The following is a 22,221-nucleotide window of genomic DNA, read 5'->3' as shown; positions in this document are numbered from 1 at the left end:
GCGATCTTGGGCACAGTCGCCCGGTTCGACTGGGACATGTGGGCGATGATCGCGAAGCTGGCAAACCGGATGATGATGTTCGCGCGGGCGACGCGCGGCAATGTCGCGATGATCTTCGCGCTGGTGCTGACGCCTTTGACCGTGCTGTCGGGCGGTGCCGTCGATCTCAACCAGGCCCTCAATGCCCGCACCCGCCTCTCCCAGGCGCTGGACGCGGCCGCGCTGGCCGTCGGCGTGCAGACCTCGATCAGCGAGACCGACGCTGCCACGCTGGCCCGCGACTTCCTGCAGGCCAACTACCGGAACCGCGAGATCGGAAGCGTGCAGAATCTCGTGGTGACGCTGGACACGGTGAATGACCGGGTGCGGGTCAGCGCGGAGTCGAAGATCGACACCATCGTGCTGGGCCTGATCGGCATCCCCCATCTCACGGTCGGCTGGGAGACCGAGGTCCAGCGGGCACGCAGCGAGCTGGAACTGGTCATGGTGCTCGACAATACCGGCTCCATGGGCGGCTCGAAAATCTCCAGCCTGCGCTCGGCCGGCCTGCTGCTGACCGATATCCTGTTCGACGGCGCCGATGCCGGCATGCTGCGGATCGGCCTGGTACCCTTCTCCTCGACGGTGAATGTCGGTACCCGGTTCGAGCGCGCCTGGTGGATGGATCCGGACGGGCTGTCGCCGGTTCACTCGGAGAATTTCAGCCCGGCCGCCAATCGCTGGGACATTTACGACACGATCCGCAATCGCGACTGGACGGGCTGTGTGGAGGCACGGCCCATCCCGCACGATGTCGAGGACACCCCGCCCTCGGCCGGCGATCCGGAAACCCTGTTCGTGCCCTATTTCGCACCGGACGAATCCGACCGCGGCTCCTATTCCAACGATTATCTCGACGACGATATGGGCGGGTATGACGAGCGGGCGCGGATGCGCAATACGTCGAAATACACCAATGCCTGGATCTCCGGCGCCGGTCCGGGCTGGGGCTGCACCGCGCGCCCGATCACGCCGCTCACCAGCAATCGCCGCACGATCGATGATGCGATCGGCGACATGATCGCCAATGGCACGACCAATATCCCCAACGGGATCGGCTGGGGTGTGCGCGTGCTCTCGCCCGGCGAACCCTTCACCGGCGGCTCGCCCTTCGGCGAAGAGGATACGATCAAGGCCATGGTCGTGCTGACCGATGGCGAGAATGTCATCAATGGCCGGTCGAACCGGAATTATTCCGACTATTCCGGCTATGGCTATGCGCGCGACGGCCGGGTCGGGGTTGTCACGTCAAGCTCCGGCTCGCTGTCGAACGCACTGGATGCGCGCACCCGGGCAGCCTGCGACTACGCCAAGTCGCTGGGCATCCGCGTCTACACGATCACCTTCCAGGTCAACTCGACCTCGACCCGGAACATGATGCGCGATTGTGCGAGCACGCCCTATCTCTATTTCGACTCGCCGTCGGAATCGGCGCTGCGCAGCGCCTTCGAGATGATTGCCGGTGACCTGACCAATCTGCGCCTCTCCCGGTAGGCGCTTAACCCTCCGGAAACCCTGCGGGATAACGTGCCCTTAATTCAGAACCGCTAGCATTTTAGCGAGTTCGAACGGGATTCCGTCATGCCGCTTGCCAGGCTTTTGAAAAATGTGGGCGCGTTCCTCGCCGACCGGCGCGGCAATGTGGCCATGATCTTCGCGCTGTCGCTGATGCCGATCACGCTTCTTGCGGGCGGTGCCGTCGACCTGAACCAGGCGATGACCGCACGAACCCGCCTGTCGCAGGCGCTCGATGCCGCTGCCCTCGCCGTGGGTGTGAATACCAGCCTGTCGAATGCCGATGCGCTGCGGATCGCGAACGACTTCATCGCCGCCAACTATCCCAACAACCGTGTCGGCACGGTGACCAGCATCACGGTGCTGATCGATGACGACACCGACACGGTGACCGTGACCGGCGAGGCCACCGTGGACACGATCATGCTTGGCCTGGCCGGCATTGAGTATCTCACAGTGGGCTGGGAGAGCGAGGTCCAGCGGGCCCGCCAGCGGCTCGAACTGGTCATGGTGCTCGACAATACCGGCTCCATGGGCGGTTCGAAGATCCGCAATCTTCGCGACAGCGCCGAGCTGCTGACCGAAATCCTGTTCGAGGCCGCCGACGAGCCGGGCGACGTCAAGATCGGCCTGGTCCCCTTCGCAGCGACCGTCAATGTCGGCACGCAATACGAGCGCGCCTGGTGGCTCGATCCGGACGCCCGCTCACCCCTGCATGGCAATTGGGCAGGCCCGGGCGGCGTGGTCGAGGAAGAGGAGTGCTCCGGCCGGGGCCGGCGCCGGCGCTGCACCACAACCACGACCAATGTGAATCACTGGGACTTGTTCGACCAGATCCGCAATTCCGACTGGCAGGGCTGTGTCGAAGCGCGTGGCATTCCGCACGATATCGAAGACACGCTCCCCTCGAACGGGCAGCCGGAAACCCTGTTCGTGCCCTACTTCTCACCCGACGAACCGGATAATGATTGGGATTATGCGAATGATTACATGAATGACGAGGTCGGCGGCAGCACCGAAGAGCGCATGGCCCATCTCGACAAGTACAATAATGCCAACGAGTCCTCATCGCGCACCAACCGGTCGTGCACGACCACCCCGATCACGCCCCTGACCTCAAGCCAGCGGACGCTCGAGGACGCGATTGATGACATGGGCGCCAATGGCACCACCAACATCCCCAACGGCATCGGCTGGGGCGTCCGGGTCATTTCGCCGGGCGCACCTTTTACCGAAGGCACCGGCTATGACGATGACGAGGTCATCAAGGCCATGGTCATCCTCACCGACGGCGACAATGTGATGACCGGCCGCTGGACGGATCTGATGTCCGACTACGAGGCCTATGGCTATGCCCGCGATGGCCGGCTTGGCGTGGTCTCGACGAGCGGTAACACGCTGTCCAACGCGCTCGACGATCGAACGGCGGCCGCCTGCGCCTATGCCAAGGCGCAGGGGATCCGCGTCTACACGATCACCTTCCAGGTAAATTCCAGCTCGACGCGGTCCATGATGGAAGCCTGCGCCTCGCATCCCAGCCTGTATTTCAACTCGCCGTCGAACCAGGCCTTGCGGGATGCCTTCGAGATGATTGCGGGTGACCTGACGAATCTGCGCCTGTCGCGCTAGCCGGCTTCATCGGCCCCGGCTTCACCGTTTTCCGCTTCAGGCAGGCCCACCAGCTCGAGCTGGAAGACCAGCGCCTGATTGGGGCCGATCGGACCGCCCGGCGTGCCGCGCACGCCATAGCCCAGATCCGGCGGGATATAGAGTTCCCAGGTCTCGCCGACCCGCATCAGCGGCAGCGCCTCGACCCAGCCGCGGATCAGGCGGTCGGACGGAAACGTCGCCGGCTGACCGCGCGAATACGAGGAGTCGAACTCCTCGCCATGCGGGAACAGACCGCGATAATGCACCGTCACCAGATCGCCGCGTTCCGGCGAGAGCGCGTCCTCATCGGCCGACTGGCGGATCCGGAAGACAAGACCATTGTCGAGCTCGAACACGCAGCGTTCCTCGCGGACACTGTCGAGATAGGCCGTCGCGGCGTCGATGTTTTCCTGTGCACTCGGACGGCTTTCCGGCGCGTCCACTGTCAGGATGGCGGTATCGTCCGGCGTATTGCAGCTGCGGGCCCGGGCGATGGCTTCCTCATCCGTCGCCGGCGGCGGCGTCGAACAGGCCGCAACCAGTCCCAGAACACAGACACTCGTCAACCAGCTGAATTTCTTCATATCTCAAACCCTCCGAGCACTCACTCACCGTCACGCGGCAGGATAGTAACGCGCCAGCTGTCCTGCGGTTGCAGATAGGTTTCTGCCAGGGCGACGATATCCTCACGCGAGATGCTCTCATAGTCGGCGGTCAGGGCCCGGATCCGCTCCAGCCGGTCGGGGTGCGACCAGGACTGCGCCAGCCAGCTCATCCAGGCGCCATTATTCTCGAACGCATTCTCGATCTGCTCGAGCAGCGGCCGGCGGGCCCGCAGCACTTCGTCTTCGGTGATCGCGCCCGCGGCGAGATCGGCCGCCAGCTCCTCGATCGCGGCATAGGTCGCATCGACATTCTCGATACGGACATCGGCACCCACATAGAGATAGCCGTAGCCGGGATAGACGTCGGACGTGCTGGTATTGTTGAAGGCCGAATAGGTGAAGCCCTCCTGCTCGCGCAGACGCTCGGTCAGCTTGAGATCGAACACAGCCCGCAGCAGCGACAGGGCCCGCGTGCGGCGCGGGTCGCTGTCATCGAAGGTCGGCCAGTAGACATTCGCCATCGCCTGGTAGTCGGGGCCGTTGTGATACAGCACGACAGGGTCCTGGACGGGATCCGGGAAGCGGATGGTGCGGGCTTCCTCATAATCCGGCCAGCTCGCCGCCCGTTGCGGCAGAGCACCGAGCGTCGGGGCCAGCGCCGCGACGAGATCCGCCTCGGACACATCGCCGACCACGGTGACCTCGATGGGGGCCTCGTCCAGAGCCGGCTCCAGGAAGGCCTGGACGGCGGCCATATCGATGGCGGCAACCTGTTCGGCATCGGGCAGGCCATAGCGCGGATCGCCGCCCCGGATCATCCGCGTCACATCCGCCTGCAGCACACCGGACGGCGAGGAATAGAGATTGCGGCGGATTTCCGGGATGACGGCACGGAACTGGTCCAGACCTTCCTGGCGCCAGCCCGGATCGGTCAGGAAGGCGGTGAGAAGATCGAACTGCACCCGCAGGTCCGACGGCGTCGTCGTGGCCTGGAAGGTGAAGCTGTCATCGCCGACGCCGAAGCCATAGCCGATATTGCGGCCGGCCAGGACGCGGCCAAGCGCGTCCTCGCTGTGCTCGCCCAGCCCGGCCGAGGTGAAGACGGAACCGGAAATAATGTCGACACCGTCCAGCGCGCGCGGCTCCAGCTCGCCACGGCCGAAGTCCAAACGCACCCGGATCGAGCGGTCCTCGAAATCGGTCTGCTTGAAGGTCACGGCAACGCCATTTTCGAACTGAAAGCGCACAAGGCCGAGACCCTCGATCTCCTCGCGCGAGACGACCTCGCCGGCCGGGCCGAAATCGCCATAGGCAAACTCGCTCGCGCCACTGTCTTCCGGCGCCTCGACGGGCTGCTCGCGGCTTTCTGTCCAGGTCTGGCGGATTTCGTCTTCCGGATTTTCCAGCTCCGTCGGCGACGCCAGGAACAGCAGCGGCTCAACACCCTCCCACTGTTCGCGGAAGGCCGCGTTGACGGCCTCGACGGTGACATCGTCCAGCGACGCCTCGAACCGCTCCAGCATGGAAGCCGGCGTGGTCAGCACCTGGTCCTGGCGCCACATCGACCAGGTCTGGTCGGCGAGATTGGCGCTGGTGCGCGTGCCGGACTGGTCGGCTGAATCGCGCAGGGCGGTACTCATATTGGCAACCTGCTCGGCGAGTTCGGCCTCGGTGAAGCCATGCTCGACGGCACGCCGCAGCTCCTGCTCGACCACCGCGATACCGTCCTGCCACTGGTCCGGCCGCATGATGGCCAGCACAGTCGCCCGGTCGGCAATGCTGAAATCGGAACCGTGATTGGCCGAGGCCTGGATCAGCGGCGAGGTGCCGGAACTGGTCAGCGTCGCAAAGCGGCGCGACAGGATGGCATCGCCCAGATTGGCCAGATTATTCTCGAAACGGGCCTGGGTGGTATCCAGCTCGTCCTCGTGGGGACGCACGGCATCAACCGTGAAGATGGTGTAGATTTCCGGATCGTGGAAATAGCCCACAGAAAGCGGACGCCCTTCGGTGACGGAGCCGACGTCCGGATCGCCGCGCGGATCCTCGATGGACTGCCAGTCGGCAAACGTGTCGCGGATCTTGGCCTCGATCGTGTCCGGATCGACATCGCCGACGACGACCAGCATGCCACGCTGCGGCACGTAGTAATTTTCGTAGTAATCAACAAAGCGCTCGCGCTGGGCGGTCTCGATCACATCGACCGTGCCGATGGCGTCGCGGTCGGGCACCAGAGAATCCGGCAGGCGGAAGCGCCACAGTGCCGTGTTCCAGCGGCGGATCGGCGTGTTGCGGAAACGCTCCTCGGACAGGATGACGCCGCGTTCGCGATCGATCGCCTCGCTGTCCATCAGAAGCTCGCTGGCGGTCTGGCGCATCAGGAACAGCGCCGTATCCACCGTTTCCTCGTCCACTTCGGGGATGTCGAGCTGATAGCCGACCGTCTCATAGCCGGTGAAGGCATTGGTATCGGGACCGAATTGCAGGCCGTGGCGCTCGAGCAGCGGCACCATCTCGCCTTCGGGAACCTCGGTCGAACCGTTGAACGCCATGTGTTCGATGAAGTGGGCGAGACCGCGCTGGTCGTCAGCTTCAGCCAGCGAGCCGGCATTGAAGACCAGGCGGACGGACGCGACATTCGGCGGCGTGTCGTTCTGGCGGATGGCATAACGCAGCCCGTTGTCGAGCTGGCCGTAGCGCACATCCGGATCGGCCGGCAGATCGGAGACTTCATGGACCCAGGTATAGTCCTGCTCCTGCGGCGTCTCGGCAGACGGCTGGCAGGCCACAAGAAATGCGGCCATCGCGATCAGCGATACGCGCTTGAATACTCCGGACACCGGATCTTGCGACATGAGGCTCCCCCTGTTTGCAGCGTGCCGAGCCTAGCGATCCGCGGCCGCAAGTCGAGTGAAAGCCCCGTCAGATTGCAGTCGGGCGGTGTGGTCAGGCCTCGACCGGATCGTGTTCGGCGACCCAATGGCCCGGCACGACCTCGATCAGCTCGGGGCGGTACTGTTCCGCATCCGGATCATCGACCAGCTTCGACTTCATGAAGCGCAACTGGGCCCGGGTATCCATCGGTGAAGGCAGTTCGCCATCCAGCTTGATGCGGACCTTGTTCTTTTCCACCTTGGGGTCGGGTACCGGCACCGCGGAAATCAGCGCCTGGGTATAGGGGTGGCGCGCATCCTCGTAGATCTGGTCCCGATCGGCCATTTCGACCACGCGCCCCAGATACAGCACCATCACGCGGTGCGAGATCTCGCGGACGACAGACAGGTCGTGCGAGATGAAGATCATCGACAGGTCCATTTCCTGCTGCAGCTTGATCAGCAGTTCGACGATCTGGGCCTGGATCGACACGTCGAGCGCGGACACCGCCTCGTCGCAGATCACCAGTTTGGGCTTCAGAATCATCGCCCGGGCGATGCCGACGCGCTGGTTCTGGCCGCCGGACAATTCATGCGGATAGCGGTTGATCATGTTCGGATCGAGCCCGACGCGCTTCATCATCTCGCGCACGGCTTCGGTCCGGGCCTTCTTCTTCATCGACTTGCGGAAGATGAGCATGGGTTCCTCGATCGAGGCACCGATGGTCATGCGCGGATCGAGCGAGGCGAGCGGGTCCTGGAAAACGATCTGCAGGTCTTCGCGCATCTTGCGCATGTCGTCCTTCTTGAGGCCGAGCAGGTCGCGACCGATCCAGGAGACCGTGCCGTCCGCCGACGGGACGAGGCGCAGGACAGCGCGCGCGAGGGTGGACTTGCCGCAACCGGATTCGCCCACCACACCCAGCGTTTCGCCGGGCTTCAGGTCGAAGCTGATACCGTCGACGGCACGCAGCGTCTTGTATTGCGGCTGCAACCCGCCGGAGACGCGGATCGGGAACTGCACCTTGACGTCGGCGACCGAAAGCAGCGGTTCCGCGTCAGCCCCGGAGGCGACCGGCGCCAGCGGCGTGTGACCGGGCCGGTCCGGCTGGTCGAGGCGAGGCATCGCATCCAGCAGCATGCGCGTATAGGCATTCTGCGGCGCGTCGAAAATCTCTTCCGCCGTGCCTTCCTCCACATAGACGCCGTCCCTCATCACCTGGACGCGGTCGGCCATGCGGGCCACCACGCCCATATCGTGGGTGATCAGGGCCAGCGCCGCACCGGTATCGCGCTTCAGCTCGTCCATGATGTCCAGAACTTCGGCCTGGACCGTCACATCGAGTGCGGTGGTCGGTTCGTCGCAGATCAGAAGGTCCGGCTCGCACAGCATCGACATGGCGATCATGACGCGCTGGCGCATGCCGCCGGACAGCTCGTGCGGGAATTGTTTCAGGCGGCGCGCGGCCTCGGGGATGCGCACCCGGTCGAGCCATTCCAGCGCGCGCTTCTCGGCGTCGGCGCCGTTCATCTTCATGTGAATGCCCAGCACTTCCTGCATCTGGGCACCGATACGCATGTGCGGCGTGAGCGAGGTCAGCGGATCCTGGAAGATCATCGTCATGTGACGGCCGCGCACACTGTTGAGCTGGCGCGGCCGCAGGCCGAGGATTTCCTTGTCACGATACTTGATCGAGCCGCGGGCCTTGCCGTTCGAGGCCAGCAATCCCATCGCGGCGAGGAAGGTCTGGCTCTTGCCCGAGCCCGACTCGCCGACGACCGCCAGGCACTCACCCGGATCGATCTTCAGCGAAACGCCCTTGACCGCATTCACAGTCCCATCCGGCGTATCGAAGGCCACCGTCAGGTCGGAAACCTGCAGTATGGGCGCAATATCCTTGCGGACGCCTTCTGTCTCGGACAATGAACAACTCCTCAAACGCACGCTCGAAACGGCGGAGCATATCGCGGGAATCCGCCTTGACCAGTACCCGCATCATTGTCGGATGCAGCGATCCTGCGACGGAACTTGCCACTTCAGGGTGTCCGCTACGGAAACCCTTCCCATGATACACGCGATTGATGCAAACTGGGACCTATGCATGGCACAATCAGGCAATTGCGACGAAGATCTGACCGGATGGCGGAATGACCGCGAACGCTGCAGAAATACTGCGCGCGCTTTACCGCGCTGCGCCGGTCGCCGTCATCATGCTCGACAAGACCGGCCGGATCGACAGCGCCAATCCTGCCGCGGTACGCTTTTTCGGGCAGACCGAAGCCAGTCTCACCGGCCAGCGCGGCGATGTGCTGTTCGCCTCTCCCGATGACTTCAAAACCCTGGCCGAAACCGGCTTCGGGCTGGATGCAGATCGTGAGACGCACGAATTCACCGCCCGCTACCGGGCGCGCGGCGGGCGCGTGCACGATGGCGAGACCATCGCCAGTCGTATCGCCGGTGACGACGGTGACGAGACCGCGCCCAACACGCTGCTGATCGTCCGCGACGTCTCGGCGGAACGTTCGCTTCAGGCGCGGCTGGAAGCCAGCGACATCCAGCTTCGCGCCGCCCTGGCCTCGGCCAATGAGGGCGCCTTTTCACTCAATCTCGCGACCGGTCTCGGCTCATCGCGCGGCTTCATCAATGAGTTCCTGGGGATCCAGACGTCCGATGCCACGATACGGCTGGAACGCCTGCTGAATGTCATCCCCGCCAACATGCGCGACGCGGTCGCTGGCGCGATCGACCGCCTGTCACGCGCGCCGGGCGAGCCCCTGCATGTCACCTTCCCGGCCAGGCGGGCCGATGGCGAGACCCGCTGGCTGGAATTGCGCGGCCAGGTATCGGAATTCGCGCGCGACGGCTCTCCGCTTCGCCTGTCGGGCGTGATCTCCGACGCGACCGAACGCCAGTCGCTGGAAGAACAGCTCGCCGAGCGCGAGCGCCAGCTGGCAAACGCGATCGAGGCGGGGTCCTGCGGGGTCTGGGAGCTGGATACACTAACGCAGTACGTCATGCTGATCGGCCCGATCCGCGACATGCTCGGCCTGGAAGCGGACGCGAAGGCGACTGACACGGCACATTGGCTAGACCGCATCCATCCTGACCAGCGCGACAGCGTGGCCGCCCGCCTGGACGCGCTCATTTCCGGACAAGCCGACCGTCTGGACGTCGAGTATCAGCTGCGCGACGCCCGCACCGATCGCTGGACCTGGCTGCGTTCGCGCGGCCGGCGGCTCAGCGAGGACTCCAACGGACGGCTCGCGGCGGGCATCCTGACCGACATCAATGAACGCAAGGCGCTGGAATTCAGGCTCGCCGCCAGCGAGCGCATGCTGCGAGAAGCTGTCGACTCGGCCAATGAAGGCGTGTGGAGCCTTGATGTGGAGACCGGTTCACTGCGGGTATCCGGCTTGCTGGCCAGCCTTCTGGAGACCTCCGGCAGCGACGAGGCCATCCCGTTCAAACGCTGGACCGAAGTCGTCCTGACAGACGATTTCGAAGCGGGACGCCAACGCTTCCTGCGCATGCTGGAGACCCGCAAGCAAATCCTGTCCGGACCGCCGCGCGCCCGGATCTGGGAGTTTCGCGTCAAGGGCAGCAGCGATGTCGTGGTGTGGCTGCGCGCCAGTGGCCAGATCGCCGAGTGGACTGCGGACGGAAAGCCTGCCCGGATCGCCGGAACCGTGACCAATATTACCGAGGAGCGCCGGCTGCGCGACGAACTCGATCAGAGTGAGGCGCGGCTGCGGGAGGCCCTGGCCGGCGCCCGCGAAGGCGCCTGGCATTTCAATCTGCAGACCCGGATCGGCAATGTCACGGGTATTATTGCCGAAATGATGGGCCTGCCGGCACAGGATGCGCGCGTCACCTTCGCCGACTGGTCGACCCGTATCCATCCGGATGACGCTGACCGGGCGGCGCTGATCACCAACGCCCTTATCGAGGGCTCGAAACCCCAGATCGACACTGTCATCCGCTACCGGTCGGAGGTCGACGGCTGGATTCACATTCATATTCGCGGTCGCATGACCGGCACCGATGCGAGCGGCAAACCCCTTGTTGCGGACGGTTTCATCACCGACATCTCCGAACGCATCCGGACCGAACACCGGCTGAACCAGCGCGAACAGCAACTGGCCGAAGCGGTCGATGCCGCCTCGGTGGGGCTGTGGCGGATCGAAACCGGACCCCGGACACTGGCGCTGCAGGGCACCATCGTCGCCGAACTCATTGCCGACGGCACCGAAGCCGTTGTCGGGCTGGACGACTGGTTCTCCCGAGTACACCCGGATGATCTGCCCGCCCGCGAAATGGCGGCCAAAGCATTCCGGGATACATCGCGCGGCGCGGTCGATGCGGAACACCGGGTGCGCGGACGCAATGGCGAATGGATCTGGTATCGCTCTACGGGGAGTGTCGTCGAGCGTGATGCGGACGGGCTTCCCCGGGTCATCAGCGGCGTCATATGGAATGTCGATGCTGCCCGCCGGGCCGAGGCGGATATCGTCGAACGCCGGGCACGGTTCGAGCGTATCTACCGCGCAACACCGGCAATGATGTACACGATCGATGCCGACGGCGTCATTGTCGAGGTAAGCGACCACTGGCTCAGCCAGATGGGCTATGGCCGGGAAGAGGTGATCGGGCGCAAATCGGTCGACTTCCTCGACGCGGAATCCCGGAAACGCGCCATTGACACCCATCTGCCGCACCTGTTCAGCGCCGGCGGCAACTCCCAGATCCCCTACCGGTATGTGCGCAAGGACGGCTCGACACTGGACGTGCTGCTGTCCTCGATCCTGGAGCGCGATACGGATGGCACGCCCTTGCGCAGCTATGCCGTGCTCAGCGACGTCACGGACCTGCGCGAGGCCAACCGCTTGCTCGAGCGCTCAAACCGCGAGCTCGACCAGTTCGCTACCGTCGCCTCGCACGACCTGCAGGAACCCCTGCGCAAGATCGCGGCCTTCTCCAGCCTGGTCCGGCGACGCTATGGCGAGCGCCTTGACGCGGACGGCCGGCGGAACCTGGAATTCCTGGTGGATGCTGCGCACCGGATGCAGCGCCTGATCGACGACCTTCTGACCTATTCCCGCCTCGCCAGCCAGCCATTCGAATACCAGCCCGTCGACCTGGCCGGCCCGGTGGCCCAGGCCCTCGACAATCTGGACACCTCGGTGGCCGAGAGCCATGCCCGTATCGAGATCGGCGACATGCCGACCGTGCGGGCGGATCCCGTGATCCTGACACAGATTTTCCAGAACCTGATCGGCAACGCGCTGAAATACCGCAGCTTTGCCACGCCGGAAGTCGATATCAGCGCGCGCCGGGACGGCGATCGCTGGATCATCGCCGTCAGCGATAACGGCATCGGTCTCGACATCAAGTTTGCCGAAAAGATCTTCGCGCCTTTCCAGCGCCTGCATTCGCACGAAGCCTATCCGGGCACGGGGATCGGGCTTGCCATGGTGCGCCAGGCCGTGGAACGCCATGGCGGCGAAATCTGGGTAAAGAGCGCACCGGGCAGCGGCGCGACCTTCTATTTCACCCTGCCCGCCGACCGGTCCGTGCCGGCACCGGAACAGGAAACGGCCGATCCCGGCAACGCCGCCCAATAGCGCGTCTTGCGGGATCGCGTTCAAAACCCACAGCCTTGAGCGCGTTCCATGTGAGCATCGACCCCGGCGCCGAAACCCGGTGCCAGGCCCGGGTCGAGCGGAGCGGGAACAAAGAAATAAACGCCGCCGAGTAGCGCGCCCTATTCGAACCGCAGCGCCTCGATAGGATCGAGACGCGAGGCCCGGTGTGCCGGATAGAAGCCGAAGAACACACCGACCAGCGCCGACGCACCGATGGCAATCGCCACAATCAGCGGATTGACGGCGATGTCCAGTTCACCGACTTGCGCATAAACCAGCGTACCGCCCACACCGACGACGAGCCCGACGACGCCGCCGATCAGGCACAGCACAATGCTTTCAATCAGGAACTGGTTGCGCACATCCCGGCGCCGCGCGCCGACGGCGAGCCGCAGCCCGATTTCGCGGGTCCGCTCTGTGACGGAGACAAGCATGATGTTCATGATGCCGATACCGCCGACCAGCAGCACGATCCCCGCCCCGACCGCCAGCAACAGGCCGAGCTGGCTTTCTGTCTCGTTCCGCGCGCGGATGAATTCCGCCATATCGCCGACGATGAAATCATCTTCAGCACCGGGTTGAAGGCCACGCCGGATCCGCAGCAATTCCTCGATATCCGCGATAACCCGTGAGTTGGTTTCGCCCGGTGCGACATCGACAAAGATCGTTTGGACCGCATCGCGCTGGGTTACACGGGCGCCGGCACCAAAGCGCTGGCGGACTGTGTTGAGCGGCGCGAAGATCACATCGTCCTGATCCTGGCCCCAGCTATTCTCGCCGCGCGCCAAAAGCGTCCCGGTCACCTCGAAGGGGTGGCCGCCAATCCGCACTGTCTGGCCGAGCGGGCTGGCGCCGTCGAACAGCTCTTCGATAATCGTCTCTCCGACCAGGGCATAGCGGCGCCCGGCTTCGACTTCGGCCTGGGAGAAGCTGCGACCCTGATCGACTTCCCAGCCGCGTGCCGACAGATAGTCCGGATTCATTCCGACGACACGGGTCGTCCAGTTGGCGCCGCCGAACACCACGGCCGAGGATGTGGTCACCTCGCCGGAGGCACCGGCCACACCGGCGATCTGGGTGCGCAGGGCTTCCACATCACCATCGGTCAACGGATCGGCCGTGCCGGCCCCGCCGCGCCGGCCGCCGAACATGCTGGAGCCGGGCCGGATGATCAGCAGGTTGGCGCCGAAACTGGCGATCTGTTCCTCGACGGCCTGTTTGGTGCCTTCGCTGATCGAGACCAGAACGATGACCGAAGCGACACCGATGACGACGCCCAGCATGGCGAGCGCACTGCGCAGGGCATTCACACGGAGCGCGATCAGGGCGATGCGCAGGGAGGCAGCGAGGTTCATTGGCGGTCCTCCACGATCCGGCCGTCCCGGAACACGATCTGGCGCCGCGCATGATTGGCGACGTCCTGTTCGTGGGTTACGACGATAATGGTGATGCCCTCGCGATTGAGCTGGTCGAAGATCGCCATGATGTCGTCCGATGTCCGCGAGTCGAGTGCGCCCGTGGGCTCGTCGGCCAGCAGGATTTTCGGGTCGTTGACAAGGCCTCGGGCGATCGCCACGCGCTGCTGCTGGCCACCGGACAGCTGGTTGGGCTGGTGGTCCGAACGATCGCCCAGCCCCACCTGTTCCAGCCGCGCCATGGCCCGCTTGCGCCGTTCCGGGGCCGGCACGCCGGCATAGACCAGCGGCAGGGCGGCATTTTCCAGCGCAGACGTACGCGAGAGCAGGTTGAACTGCTGGAAGACGAAACCGATCGTGCGGTTGCGAAAGGCGGCAAGCCGGTCGGCGTCCAGCGCAAGAAGATCCTCGCCCGCAATATGCAGCGAGCCGGAATCCGGCCGGTCCAGCGCGCCCAGCATGTTCATGAAGGTCGATTTGCCCGAGCCGGATGCGCCGGTGACGGCGACATATTCGCCGGCCGTGATGTCGACGCTGACGCCGTCCAGTGCCCGCACCGTCTGGTCGCCCATCGTGTAGACGCGGACAAGGTCGCGACAGGCGATCAATGCGCTCATTCGCGCACCTCGCGCGCGCGGGTCACCACAGCCTCGCCGGCTTCCAGACGGCCGCCGACCACTTCGCTTTTCTGGCTGTCGGAAATCCCGACGCGGATGGGCCGCTCGACCAGCGTGCCGTCAGCCTCCTCGACCCAGACCGTCGCCGAACGGGTTTCGCGCATCTGCCGCTGGTAGGCGCGATAGCGTTCCAGCTGCTCCTCATTGAGCAGCGGGCGGATCTCGCGATCGATCTCGGCCTGCAGGGCGTCGCGATCGAACTCGCCGCCGGCCTGGGCCTGGCTCATCGCCCGTCCCATGGCCGCGCGGAAAACGCCGCGGATCTGGTCCTGCTGGGACGCATCCAGACCGACAGCCTCGCTCATGCGCGCCAAGGGGTCATTGCCCGAACGGCCCCCACCCTGACCACCGCCCGGACCGCCAGGGCCTCCCCGGCCACCTTGCGAGCGACCGCCGCCTTCAACCATCGGCTGCGTCCGCCCTTCCAGCGCCGGCGAGGGCCGGAAGCGAAGGGCCGCATTGGACACTGTGAGAACACCGGCACGTTCCCCGGTGATGATGTCCATATTCGCCGTCATGCCCGGCAGCAGCAGCTCGTCCGGGTTCGCGGCCAGCACGACCACCGTGTAGGTGACGACATTGTTCAGCGTTTCCGGTGCCAGGCGGATCTGGTCGACCACGCCTTCCATTTCGGTGTCCGGGTGGGCATCCACGGTGAAACGCACCGGCTGGCCGGCGCGTATCTGGCCGATATCGGCCTCGTCGATCTGGGCGTCGATCTGCACCTGTCCCAGATCCTGGGCGATGGTGAACAGCACGGGCGCCGTCATGCTCGCTGCGACGGTCTGGCCGACATCGACGGCGCGGTCGACGACAATACCGTTGATCGGCGCGCGGATCGTCGTGCGCTCGAGATCGATGCGGGCGCTAGCCAGCGAGGCATCGCGCTGGGCCAGCACGGCCTGGGCATTGGCGATCTGGGCGCGGGCCACCTCGACATCGGCCTGGGCCGCGTCGAGCGCGGTCTGGGCGGTGTCGAGCGAAGTCTGGGCCACCGTGCCGCGTTCGCGCAACGTCGCCATGCGGTCGAATTCCAGCTGAGCCTCGCGCAGCGTCGCCTGGGCGCGGGTCAGCGAGGCGCGCTGCAATTGCAGGCTCGCCGCCGCCGTCGCGCGCGCGGCCTCCGCTTCGGTGACGCGGATTTCGTAGGTTTGCGGGTCGAGCCGAGCGATCACCTCGCCTTCCTCGACCTCATCGTTGAAGTCGACAAGCAGCTCGGCGATCTGGCCGGACAATTGCGAGCCGACCTCGACCGTCACCAGCGCGCTGACAGCACCGGACGCCGCCACGATGCGGCGCACATCGGCCGGCGCCGCGGCCTCGGTCTCGATTGTCACCTCACCGCTACCGCCTTCGCCGCGGCCGAACATCCACCAGCCGCCCCCGGCAATGACGGCAAGTACAACCGCCCCGGCAATCCAACGCCTGTTGTCGAGCATTCCGTATCCCTTCACGAACCGGCCCTTGCGGCCCCGCCACCCCTGCAGACGGTGCAACGCAGCACGGCGGGCAATCCGTCGCGGCAGATGCAGATCATCGCATGTAGCTCACGGGGGAGGGAAAGGCTATGACGGGAGGTATCGAGTTCAGCGGAAGGCGCCGCGCGTGGAGGAAATCGAGTTCCTGCTGTCCGTTCCGGGCATGCCGCTGGCCTTGCGCCTCGCGCCGCTGGTTGCTGTCGTGGTGTGGATCGTCATCACCGTCAATCTCTGGCGCGGCGGTTTCACCGACCTCACCGAACGCCTCAGCCGCCCGCGCTGGGCTGGCCCGGAGCGCGCCCGGGCCGTGATGATGATTCCGCTGCGCGCGCTCATGCTGGCCGGTGTCGCAGCTTTCGCCGCCGTGATGACGGTGCTGGGCCTGCTGTTCAACGCCGCCGTGATCCTGAACATTGTCCAGGCTGTGCGGGGGCTTTGAGCCCCAAAATCAAGGAAACCTGTCATGAGCGAGCTCCCGCCCTGTCCCGAATGCGGCTCGGCCTTCACCTATGAGGACGGGGCGCTGCTCGTCTGTCCCGAATGCGCCCATGAATGGACGCCCGGCGCCGCACCGGCAGCGGCAAGCGGCCCGGTCTGGCGCGATGCCAATGGCACAGAGCTCGCCGACGGCGATACGGTCACCGTGATCAAGGACCTCAAGATCAAGGGCACGTCCCAGGTCGTGAAGGTCGGCACCAAGGTAAAGAATATCCGCCTGGTCGAAGGCGATCACGATATCGACTGCCGCATCGACGGCGTCGGGCAGATGGGCCTGAAAAGCGAGTTCGTGAAGAAGGTCTAGAAGCTCAGCGTCACCTGCCCGTATCCCAGAAGCGTGGTATCCGTGCCCGGCCCGCCGGGGACAGTGTCCGGGAATTCGCCGGCCAGGAAAGCCGAAGCGCCGATTTCGAACTCCAGCCCCTCAGGGCCGGGCCGGTAGCGGGCACGCCCGTCGATCGCGTGTCCGAGAAAACGGCCGGACTGGCCGGACGGGTCGCGCAGTCCGGCAATGACCCAGCTGTCGGTCGCACTGGCCAGCGATGCCGCCGACCAGGCGATGCGCGCATCCCAGCGCGGCCCGGGCACGACTTCCAGCCTCAGGCCCGGCGCATTGAGATTGGCCGGGGTCAGCGGTCCGTGCAGGCTGGTATTGTTCAGGTCCGTGCGCCGTGAACCGAACAGGCGTTCATACTGGTCGAACCGCCCGTCATCGGGATCCTCGTCACCACTTGCCCAATAGTATTCCGCCGCCAGCCGGGGCTGCCAGGGCAGGTCGAACGTGTAGCCGACGGCCGCAAACAGCATGGTGGCGCTGACATCCAGATTTTCCGTGTCGGTGGCCGCCCGGCTGGCCCGGCGGCGGCCCAGACGCCAGGCGCCTTCCACATCGACATCCCAGCGGCCGGCCTGCGGCGCACGATAGGCCCGTACGCCGGAGGTCACATACTGCCGGTTCGGCGTGGGCGTATCGGCGGTATCGCGTTCCGTCAGCCCATAGACGAAGACCTCGCCGGTCACACCGTCGGCGAGTGCCGGCGCCACATCCTTGCGCCGGTAGTGGACGGCCCAGATGCGCCGGTTCCATTCCTCTTCATCGCCGGACATGCGGTTGTCGGCGATCTCGGCCCGGTTGCCGGGCCGCCGGGAGACCGGGACCACTGCAACCAGGTGCAGTTCGTCGCCGCGCGCATTGTCCGCACGGTAATGAAAACCGGTATAGCTCTTGATCACATTGGCATAGCTGATGCGCTCGATCTGCCGTTTCGAGCCGATGCTCACCGTCTGGCGGCCCACCGTCAGCGTCGCCGATCCGTCCGTGCCGAGAAGCGAGGGCACGTCCGCGCGAGCGTAGAGCTGCAGCACGTCCAGCGGGTTGACGTAGCTCGTACTCAGCGGCGTACCGCTGTCGTCCAGCCAGGCGCGGCTGTCCTGCAGTTCCAGACCGAAAGTGACAGGCTGTATCTCGTACTCGGCGAGCAGAAGATTGCGCATGAACAGCGCCTGGTCGCCACCGGAACCGCCCGCGCGGAACTGGCCGTCCAGCGTTTCATAGCGCAGGCGCGTTTCCCCAGATACCGACAGGCGCGACGGCGGCGTATCCTGGGCCTGCGCACCGGCGCTGACGATCGTGGCCGACACAAGGGCGGCACCGAAAGGGGCAAAACGCAGAAGGCGCGATTGGCCATGGCAGCGCGGCGCGTGCATGATAGGTCTCCGAAACGATGCTCGCCCCGCCTATACGATACGGTTCGATTGTTCAATGACTATTGAAATGAATGACACCCCGGCCGATGACGAAGCCGCCGCCCGCCTCTCCGCACTCGGTCACCCGACCCGGCTGCGCGTCTTCCGCGCATTGATCACAGCGGGCCCCGACGGCATGCCGGCCGGCGAACTGGCCGCGCGCGTCGGGGTGGCGAAGAACAATCTGTCCTCGCATCTCAACGTGTTGCGGCAGGGTGGGCTGATCGTCATGCGACCGTCGGGCCGGTCCCGCATCTATGCCGTCGACCTCGACACGATCGCCGCCACGATCGGCTATCTGGTTTCCGACTGCTGCCAGGGCCATCCCGAAGTGTGTGAAGCCCTGTCGCCCGGCATGGAGCGCGCCTGTTGATTCAATAATACATGAACTATTGAATCATTTGGCTGACAGGATCATACTCCCGGGACAAACAACCGGGAGGTCATCATGAGCATTGCAACACTGAACAGCATTCTGGCGGCGACGCTCGCAGCCGCGGTCCAGACAGGTGTCGAACCGTCGGATGTCAGCATCCGCATCATCGGCTCCGGCTCGCTGGACTGCACGTTCCAGACTGCGGACGGAGAGGTCAGCCGGCAGCAACGGGCACGCCGGTCCGGCAGTTTCGAGACCGTCCGCGCGAACGACGCGTTGTCGGGCCAGTGCACCTACAGCGTTACCGAGAACCGCGAACTGCATGTCCGCATCATGGAAGCGGGACAGTTCGCCTGCCCGTTCGAGCCGGGCATCACCCCCGAAGAATGCTCGGTATCGTTCAGCGGCGAGACGAGCGGCACGTTCGATCTGACCCCGGCCGGTTAATCAGCCGGCCATCTCGTCCGGGAAGTTGCGGGTCCAGACATCGCCGAAGCGGTCATGGGCCCGCACCGCCCGGCCGATCGCCGCGAGGCGCGGGGTTTCCGCGTCGAACCAGTCGCGGCCGGGACGCCGGCGGCCAGACACAGCCGGACTGGTCCGGCGCAGATGCGGCGACCCGTTTTCTTTCGCCCATCGTGATGGATGCGGTTGCGCTGCTGGGCGAGGACAATGCGGCGCGGCTGAAACAATGCGATGGCGAGCGCTGTGGCTGGCTCTTCCTCGACACATCCAAGGCCGGGCGCCGCCGCTGGTGCGATATGGCGACCTGCGGCAATGTCTCGAAAGCCCGCCGCCATGCGGCTCGCAAACAGCCGGCAGGCTAGTGCCAGGCCATCTCCGGCGCCGCCCGCAAGTCCAACATTACGGGAATTTTACTTAACCGGCTGGCCTTTGATGTTGCACTTTGCGACCATAATTCCTGCATCACAGGTTAGGGGTACATCATGAAACGACTACTTACGGCTGCGCTCGCCGCGGCCGTCTCGCTTGGCGGTCTGGCGAATGCCCAGACGCCCGAGATCGACATTCCTTACGAGAGCTTCGAGCTCGAGAACGGCCTGACGGTCGTTGTCCACGAGGACCGCAAGGCGCCGATCGTCGCCGTCTCCATCTGGTATGGCGTCGGTTCTGCCGACGAACCGGCCGGCCGCACGGGCTTCGCCCACCTGTTCGAACACCTGATGTTCAACGGGTCGGAAAATTACAACGACGATTATTTCGGTCCGTTCGAACAGGTCGGTGCGACCGGCATGAACGGCACGACCTGGTTCGACCGCACCAACTATTTCCAGACCGTGCCGACGCCGGCCCTGGAAATGGCGCTGTGGATGGAATCCGACCGGATGACCCACCTGCTGGGCGCCATCGACCAGGACCGCCTCGACGAGCAGCGCGGCGTTGTGCAGAACGAGAAGCGCCAGGGCGACAACCAGCCTTACGGCATGGTGGAATACTCCCAGCTGCGCGCGCTCTTCCCGGAAGGCCACCCCTACGCCCACTCCACGATCGGCTCGATGGAAGACCTCGATGCCGCCTCGCTGGAAGACGTGCAGGACTGGTTCCGCCAGTATTACGGCGCCTCCAACGCGGTTTTGGTGCTCGCCGGCGACATTGACGCCGAAGAAGCCCGCCCGCTGGTGCAGCGCTATTTCGGCGACGCGCCGGTCGGCCCCCCGGTCACCCGCATGGACCAGTGGATCCCGGAACGCGACCGCGACACGACCGAGACGATGTATGATGACGTGCCGCAGGCGCGCATTTACCGCACCTGGGTCGTGCCGGGCCGTATCACCGAGGAACGTGCCCAGCTGGAACTGTTCGCCACCGTCCTGGGCGGCGGCCGCACTTCGCGCCTCTATCGCGACTTCGTCTTCGACCGCCAGGTCGCAACCCGCGCCGTGGCCTATGTCGAGGAACACCAGCTCGCCAGCCAGTTCCACATCGAGGTGACGCTCAATCCGGGTGAAGACCCCGACGCCGCTTCGGCCCGTATCGACGAGATCGTCGCCGAACTGCTCGCCGAAGGCCCGACGGCCGACGAGCTGGCGGCTGCGCGCACGCGCATCAACGCTTCCACCATTCGCGGTCTGGAACAGATCGGCGGGTTCGGCGGCAAGGCCGTCACGCTTGCCGAAGGCCAGCTCTATGCCGGTGATCCGGCGTTCTGGCGCACCCTGCTGGACCGTCTGAACACGGCCAGCGCCGAGGCGATCACCGCGACGGCAAACGAGTGGCTGTCCACCGGCTATCACGAGATCACCGTCCTGCCCTTCGGCGAATTCCAGAGCGTCGCCACCGACGCCGACCGCTCGGCCCTGCCGTCGGTCACGGAAACGCCGGAACTGGTCTGGCCGGCCGTCGAGACGGCTGAACTGTCCAATGGCATGGATATCGTCTTCGTGCGCCGCGATGCCGTTCCGGTCGTGGAAATGCAGATGGTGTTCGACGCCGGCTATGCGGCCGACAGTGTCGAAGGCGGCCAGACGGGTCTGGCCAGCTTCACCATGAACATGCTGGACGAAGGTGCCGGCCGCATGGACGCGCTGGAAATTGCCGCCGAGGCCGAACGCCTGGGCGCCAACCTGTCCACCGGTGCCGGTCTCGACCAGTCCACGGTGACGCTCTCCGCCCTGCGCTCCAATCTGCGCGCATCGCTCGACCTGATGGCGGCCGTGATCACCGATCCGACCTTCGCCGATGACGATATCGAGCGGATCCGCGAACAGTCGCTGAACGGCATCCGCCAGGAGATGGCCAATCCGATCGCCATCGCCCTGCGCATGCTGCCGCCGGAAATGTTTGGCGAAGGCCATGCCTATTCGGTGCCGTTCACGGGTTCGGGCACGATGGAGAATGTGACGGGCTTCACCCGTGACGATCTCGTCGCACACCACCGCACCTGGATGCGTCCGGACAATGCCACGCTGTTCATCGTCGGCGACACGACGCTGGACGAGATCACGCCGATGCTGGAGCGGGCCTTCCGCCGCTGGGATGCCCCGAACACCCCGCTGCCGCAGAAGAACATGGCCCGCGCGGAGAATGCGGACGGCGCCCGCGTGATCATCGTGGACCGTCCGAACTCGCCGCAATCGCTCATCCTGGCCGGTCTGATCGGTCCGGAAGGCACGGTGGAAAATCCGGAAGTCTATTCCGCGATGAATGACGCCATCGGCGGTTCCTTCACCGCCCGGGTCAACATGAACCTGCGTGAAGACAAGGGCTGGTCCTACGGTGCCCAGACCTTGCTCTGGGGCGCCCGCGGACAGCGTCCGTGGATCGTCTATGCGCCGGTCCAGACCGACCGCACGGCGGACAGCCTTGCCGAACTGCTGCGGGAGTTCAACGAGTTCACCTCCACCAACCCGGCCACGGCCGAGGAGCTGGAGCGCTCGATCAACAACTCCACCCGCTCCCTGCCCGGTCAGTTCGAGACCGCCGCCGCCGTGCGCGGCAGCCTCGTCTCGAGCCAGAATTACGGCCGCGACTGGGATTATCCGGCCGGCCTGACCGAGCGCTATCGCTCGCTCGACCTCGAAGAGGTCCGGGCCGCCGCGCAGGAAGTGGTTCACCCCGAACAGCTGGTCTGGCTGATCGTGGGCGATGCCGCCCAGATCGAGGAAAGCATCCGCGCCCTCGACATGGGAGACATCGAAGTGCGCCAGCTGGGCCAGTAAGGCCCGGCCCGCCGGCCGCAAGGCCG

The 22,221-nt window shown here is 65.2% G+C and carries 17 protein-coding genes; 9 read left to right on the top strand and 8 right to left on the bottom strand.

The annotated features are described in order from the left end of the window. Positions 1–6 precede the first annotated feature (6 nt). Both ACXAJV_RS12415 and ACXAJV_RS12410 read left to right on the top strand, forming a co-directional pair. Complete coding sequence (locus ACXAJV_RS12415) at positions 7–1,533, top strand: pilus assembly protein TadG-related protein (RefSeq protein WP_475085701.1); 1,527 nt, start codon at positions 7–9, stop codon at positions 1,531–1,533. Positions 1,534–1,620: 87 nt separating this feature from the next. Beyond that, positions 1,621–3,183 carry a TadE/TadG family type IV pilus assembly protein gene (locus ACXAJV_RS12410; protein ID WP_475085700.1) on the top strand — a complete coding sequence of 521 codons (1,563 nt, stop codon included), beginning with the start codon at positions 1,621–1,623 and terminating at the stop codon, positions 3,181–3,183. On the opposite strand, the gene ACXAJV_RS12405 is transcribed toward ACXAJV_RS12410, so the two are convergent. The 3 genes from ACXAJV_RS12405 to ACXAJV_RS12395 all read right to left on the bottom strand — a co-directional run bounded on the left by ACXAJV_RS12405 (position 3,180) and on the right by ACXAJV_RS12395 (position 8,606). After that, positions 3,180–3,788 (bottom strand): FKBP-type peptidyl-prolyl cis-trans isomerase, encoded by a 609-nt coding sequence (locus tag ACXAJV_RS12405; RefSeq protein ID WP_475085699.1) that lies wholly within the window; start codon positions 3,786–3,788, stop codon positions 3,180–3,182. The genes ACXAJV_RS12410 and ACXAJV_RS12405 overlap by 4 nt on opposite strands. Before the next feature lie 20 nt (positions 3,789–3,808). Continuing rightward, the gene (locus ACXAJV_RS12400; protein ID WP_475085697.1) at positions 3,809–6,664 is read right to left on the bottom strand and encodes a M16 family metallopeptidase; all 2,856 of its coding nucleotides are present in this window, start codon (positions 6,662–6,664) and stop codon (positions 3,809–3,811) included. Between the two features lie 91 nt (positions 6,665–6,755). Beyond that, positions 6,756–8,606 carry an ABC transporter ATP-binding protein gene (locus tag ACXAJV_RS12395; protein ID WP_475085695.1) on the bottom strand — a complete coding sequence of 617 codons (1,851 nt, stop codon included), beginning with the start codon at positions 8,604–8,606 and terminating at the stop codon, positions 6,756–6,758. A gap of 224 nt (positions 8,607–8,830) precedes the next feature. Here ACXAJV_RS12395 and ACXAJV_RS12390 point away from each other — a divergent pair, with 224 nt between their 5' ends. Further along, the gene (locus ACXAJV_RS12390; protein WP_475085693.1) at positions 8,831–12,304 is read left to right on the top strand and encodes a PAS domain-containing protein; all 3,474 of its coding nucleotides are present in this window, start codon (positions 8,831–8,833) and stop codon (positions 12,302–12,304) included. 140 nt (positions 12,305–12,444) lie between these two features. Here ACXAJV_RS12390 and ACXAJV_RS12385 read toward each other — a convergent pair whose 3' ends face one another. The 3 genes from ACXAJV_RS12385 to ACXAJV_RS12375 are packed head-to-tail and all read right to left on the bottom strand — an operon-like array spanning position 12,445 to position 15,856. Further along, complete coding sequence (locus ACXAJV_RS12385) at positions 12,445–13,680, bottom strand: ABC transporter permease (RefSeq protein WP_475085691.1); 1,236 nt, start codon at positions 13,678–13,680, stop codon at positions 12,445–12,447. Further along, positions 13,677–14,357, bottom strand: coding sequence for an ABC transporter ATP-binding protein (locus tag ACXAJV_RS12380; RefSeq protein ID WP_475085690.1), 681 nt, complete (start codon positions 14,355–14,357; stop codon positions 13,677–13,679). The genes ACXAJV_RS12385 and ACXAJV_RS12380 overlap by 4 nt, the downstream gene beginning before the upstream one ends. Next, positions 14,354–15,856, bottom strand: a complete 1,503-nt coding sequence (locus ACXAJV_RS12375; protein WP_475085688.1) for an efflux RND transporter periplasmic adaptor subunit — start codon at positions 15,854–15,856, stop codon at positions 14,354–14,356. The genes ACXAJV_RS12380 and ACXAJV_RS12375 overlap by 4 nt, the downstream gene beginning before the upstream one ends. Positions 15,857–16,022: 166 nt before the next feature. Here ACXAJV_RS12375 and ACXAJV_RS12370 point away from each other — a divergent pair, with 166 nt between their 5' ends. Continuing rightward, positions 16,023–16,334, top strand: a complete 312-nt coding sequence (locus tag ACXAJV_RS12370; RefSeq protein ID WP_475085687.1) for a hypothetical protein — start codon at positions 16,023–16,025, stop codon at positions 16,332–16,334. A 24-nt stretch (positions 16,335–16,358) separates the two neighbouring features. Next, the gene (locus ACXAJV_RS12365) at positions 16,359–16,697 is read left to right on the top strand and encodes a zinc ribbon domain-containing protein YjdM (RefSeq protein ID WP_475085686.1); all 339 of its coding nucleotides are present in this window, start codon (positions 16,359–16,361) and stop codon (positions 16,695–16,697) included. Here ACXAJV_RS12365 and ACXAJV_RS12360 read toward each other — a convergent pair. Further along, positions 16,694–18,100 (bottom strand): alginate export family protein, encoded by a 1,407-nt coding sequence (locus ACXAJV_RS12360; RefSeq protein WP_475085684.1) that lies wholly within the window; start codon positions 18,098–18,100, stop codon positions 16,694–16,696. The genes ACXAJV_RS12365 and ACXAJV_RS12360 overlap by 4 nt on opposite strands. 67 nt (positions 18,101–18,167) lie before the next feature. Between ACXAJV_RS12360 and ACXAJV_RS12355 the strand changes: the two genes are divergently transcribed. Further along, entirely contained in the window at positions 18,168–18,512 is a 345-nt protein-coding gene (locus ACXAJV_RS12355) for an ArsR/SmtB family transcription factor (protein ID WP_475085682.1), read from the top strand. A 75-nt stretch (positions 18,513–18,587) separates the two neighbouring features. Then, positions 18,588–18,962 (top strand): hypothetical protein, encoded by a 375-nt coding sequence (locus tag ACXAJV_RS12350; RefSeq protein WP_475085681.1) that lies wholly within the window; start codon positions 18,588–18,590, stop codon positions 18,960–18,962. Here ACXAJV_RS12350 and ACXAJV_RS12345 read toward each other — a convergent pair whose 3' ends face one another. Continuing rightward, entirely contained in the window at positions 18,963–19,103 is a 141-nt protein-coding gene (locus ACXAJV_RS12345; protein WP_475085679.1) for a hypothetical protein, read from the bottom strand. Positions 19,104–19,156: 53 nt separating this feature from the next. Between ACXAJV_RS12345 and ACXAJV_RS12340 the strand changes: the two genes are divergently transcribed. Both ACXAJV_RS12340 and ACXAJV_RS12335 read left to right on the top strand, forming a co-directional pair. Next, positions 19,157–19,342 (top strand): CGNR zinc finger domain-containing protein, encoded by a 186-nt coding sequence (locus ACXAJV_RS12340; protein WP_475085678.1) that lies wholly within the window; start codon positions 19,157–19,159, stop codon positions 19,340–19,342. Between the two features lie 120 nt (positions 19,343–19,462). Continuing rightward, positions 19,463–22,195, top strand: a complete 2,733-nt coding sequence (locus tag ACXAJV_RS12335) for a M16 family metallopeptidase (RefSeq protein WP_475085677.1) — start codon at positions 19,463–19,465, stop codon at positions 22,193–22,195. Positions 22,196–22,221 lie beyond the last annotated feature (26 nt).

The organism is Maricaulis sp. ABE4_448 (genome assembly GCF_056160825.1).
The sequence above is the reverse complement of the archived record's forward strand: the minus strand, read 5'-3'. Positions and strand labels throughout refer to the sequence as shown.

Coding starts and splice junctions, on each gene's coding strand:
- ACXAJV_RS12335 (WP_475085677.1), top strand. CDS start 19,463: ATGAAACGACTACTTACGGCTGCGCTCGCCGCGGCCGTCTCGCTTGGC.
- ACXAJV_RS12360 (WP_475085684.1), bottom strand. CDS start 18,100: ATGCACGCGCCGCGCTGCCATGGCCAATCGCGCCTTCTGCGTTTTGCC.
- ACXAJV_RS12355 (WP_475085682.1), top strand. CDS start 18,168: ATGAATGACACCCCGGCCGATGACGAAGCCGCCGCCCGCCTCTCCGCA.
- ACXAJV_RS12405 (WP_475085699.1), bottom strand. CDS start 3,788: ATGAAGAAATTCAGCTGGTTGACGAGTGTCTGTGTTCTGGGACTGGTT.
- ACXAJV_RS12350 (WP_475085681.1), top strand. CDS start 18,588: ATGAGCATTGCAACACTGAACAGCATTCTGGCGGCGACGCTCGCAGCC.
- ACXAJV_RS12385 (WP_475085691.1), bottom strand. CDS start 13,680: ATGAACCTCGCTGCCTCCCTGCGCATCGCCCTGATCGCGCTCCGTGTG.
- ACXAJV_RS12375 (WP_475085688.1), bottom strand. CDS start 15,856: ATGCTCGACAACAGGCGTTGGATTGCCGGGGCGGTTGTACTTGCCGTC.
- ACXAJV_RS12365 (WP_475085686.1), top strand. CDS start 16,359: ATGAGCGAGCTCCCGCCCTGTCCCGAATGCGGCTCGGCCTTCACCTAT.
- ACXAJV_RS12340 (WP_475085678.1), top strand. CDS start 19,157: ATGGATGCGGTTGCGCTGCTGGGCGAGGACAATGCGGCGCGGCTGAAA.
- ACXAJV_RS12410 (WP_475085700.1), top strand. CDS start 1,621: ATGCCGCTTGCCAGGCTTTTGAAAAATGTGGGCGCGTTCCTCGCCGAC.
- ACXAJV_RS12390 (WP_475085693.1), top strand. CDS start 8,831: ATGACCGCGAACGCTGCAGAAATACTGCGCGCGCTTTACCGCGCTGCG.
- ACXAJV_RS12380 (WP_475085690.1), bottom strand. CDS start 14,357: ATGAGCGCATTGATCGCCTGTCGCGACCTTGTCCGCGTCTACACGATG.
- ACXAJV_RS12400 (WP_475085697.1), bottom strand. CDS start 6,664: ATGTCGCAAGATCCGGTGTCCGGAGTATTCAAGCGCGTATCGCTGATC.